The sequence below is a fragment of the Mycobacterium sp. genome (assembly GCF_035506235.1).
Taxonomy (GTDB): Bacteria; Actinomycetota; Actinomycetes; order Mycobacteriales; family Mycobacteriaceae; genus Mycobacterium.
The window spans coordinates 1-2,403 of record NZ_DATJPU010000110.1 but is presented as its reverse complement, the minus strand read 5'-3'; the positions used below and the strand labels follow the sequence as shown (position 1 = coordinate 2,403).

At 70.4% G+C, this 2,403-nt stretch carries 2 protein-coding genes; both read right to left on the bottom strand.

The features are described 5' to 3' along the window. Positions 1-214 precede the first annotated feature (214 nt). Positions 215-1,432 carry a hypothetical protein gene (locus tag VMD50_RS29840; RefSeq protein WP_414686039.1) on the bottom strand — a complete coding sequence of 406 codons (1,218 nt, stop codon included), beginning with the start codon at positions 1,430-1,432 and terminating at the stop codon, positions 215-217. Positions 1,433-1,499: 67 nt separating this feature from the next. Beyond that, positions 1,500-2,403: DUF5915 domain-containing protein (locus VMD50_RS10220; protein WP_325427398.1), on the bottom strand; the 904-nt coding region annotated here is incomplete at its 5' end.

The window sequence follows — 2,403 nt, the reverse complement described above, 5'->3', positions numbered from 1 at the left end:
GGACGTCTACTGGGCGCAGGACGGGCGTGAGAGCGTCGACGTCGCCGTCGGTGTCATCGCCACCGGTGCGACCGTCGTGGCCGGCATGCCGTTCTGGCCGCACGCCCACCGCGCGCTGCGGTCACGCACCTAGCCCGGCCGCGAAAGTGCAACTGCCGACCGCCCCTCGGGAAACGTGTCGGCAGTTGCACTTTCGGGGGTTGAGCAGCCTGGCTCACTTCTTCCCGGGGAGCGGCTGGATCGGCTGGGGGTGAACCGGCTGCTGCTGGATCGGCTGCGGGTGAACCGGCTGCGGGTGGATCGGCTGTTGCTGGATCGGGTGTTGCTGGCAGGCGAGGCACTGGATCGGCGGGTGGCCACCGCCCTGCTGGGCGCCGCCACCTTGCTGAGCGCCGCCACCCTGCTGACCACCACCGCCCTGCTGAGCGCCGCCACCCTGCTGCGGCGGCACCGGGATCGGTATGGGCACGGGGATCACCGGCGGGATGTTGACGGTCACCGACGGCGGGGGCGGCGGCGTGCCCGGATCGGCCGGGGCAGCGGGCTCGGCCGGGGCCGCAACAGGCGCCGGGGCGGGCGCGGGCAGGGTCACAACGGGCGCATCCCCGCCGCTCGCGGGAGCGGGCGAGACCTGCCCGGTGTCGGGAGGAGTCGCCGCGGGCGGTGCCGGCGCAACGGGCGGCGGCGCAACCACACTGGGCGCCTGGGGTGTCACCGAACCGACGCTTGAATTGGGAACCACGACGGCCGGCTTCTGCTCCTTTGCGCCCGTCCCATCGAAGAGCATCATGCCGAGCCCGGCGACCGCTCCGAGCGCGGCGATCACGGCACCCGCCACCAGGGCGTTCGTTCCCCTCGACCGCGGCCTCGCGGTCACGGTCGTAGGCGGAAAGTCCTCAAATTTCGCCGGCTCGGACAGGGACCCGTCTTCGATCGCCGGGTCGCCCAGCGGGCTCGATGCCCACGCCTCGGCGACAGTCAGGTCATCGTGCGGGAGGGCGGCGAAGGTTGTCGACTGGAAGTCTTCGATGGTGCTCATGGTGTGTTCCTTAACTGTGGTCGCGACCCCCGTTGGGCCGCCGTCACAGGTAGGAGCAGCCACCCCCGCCGGCTCGGACACTTTTTCCGGAACTTTCTGTCCCGAGAGTGCGCTGATGAGCTCGGCCGGCGCCTGAAAGTGAACCCACTCCGCGCCGAGCAGCGCGGCCGCGGAATTGCCTGCGACAACCGCCTTCTTCCCCGACCACAGCCAGGCGGCCACCGCCCTGTCTTTCGCGGTCAGCGCGCCGTCGCGGCGTTGGTAGACATTGCGATAGATCCGCGTGCACGACCGCCGCAGCTCACGCGCCGTGAACGCCGGCGTCGATCGCTTGCGTGCCGACGAATGGCGTCCCCTTCCCCATCGCCGCAGACTGCCATGGCCCTCCGACATTTAGCCGCAAAGGTGCCACCACCGACGTCCCTACTCGGGAAACGTGTTGCTAGTTGCACTCTCGCGGTTAGGCTTTCGCGATCGTCACCCGCACGCCGTCGCCGATCTCGGTGCCGTCGGCCGGCTCGCCGAACTCGAAGCTGGTCGCGAGTATCTCCCCCGCGATGAGATCACGGTGGGTGCGCGCCCAGTCGGCCCGCTCGGCGGGTACCGACATCACCACGCTGATGCGGTCGGACACGTCCAGCCCGGTCGACTTGCGCAGCTCCTGCAGCTCGCGGATCCGGTCCTTGGCCCAGCCCTCGGCCTCCAGCTCCGGGGTCACCGTGCCGTCCAGCACCACCAAGCCGGACCCGTCGGGCAGGGCCGCGGTATAGTCCGGGTCCGCCGCCACCAGGCGGGAGCTGTACTCGTCGGGCTGCAGCACCGCGGGACCCGCGGTCAGGGTGCCGTCGGCGTTGACGACGCCCTCGCCGGCCTTGACCGACTTGATGGCGGCCTGCACATCCTTGCCCAACCGCGGGCCGGCCACCCGCGCGTTGACGGTGAGCTCGAACCGGCCGTAGGTGTCGATCGCATCGGTGAGTTCGACGCGCTTGACGTTGAGCTCGTCGGCGATCAGGTCGACGAACGGCTCCAGCCGCTGCGGATCCTCCACCGCCACGGTCAATTTCGGTAGCGGCAGGCGCACCCGCAACCTGTGCGCCTTGCGCAGCGACGACGCCGCCGAGCAGACCTCCCGCACCTGGTCCATCGCGGCGACCAGACCGGGATCGGCGGGAACGGCTTCCGCGTCGGGCCAGTCGGTCAGGTGCACCGAGCGCCCGAAAGTCAACCCCCGCCAGATGATCTCGGTGACCGACGGAAGCAACGGCGCCGCCAACCGAGCGGTCACCTCCAGCACGGTGTGCAGGGTGTCGATGGCATCGACGTCTTCCTCCCAGAACCGCGAACGCGACCGCCGCACATAC

What these genes read in the sequence shown, in the direction of transcription:
- VMD50_RS29840 (WP_414686039.1), bottom strand. Translation starts at nt 1,432, where the DNA reads ATGTCGGAGGGCCATGGCAGTCTGCGGCGATGGGGAAGGGGACGCCAT.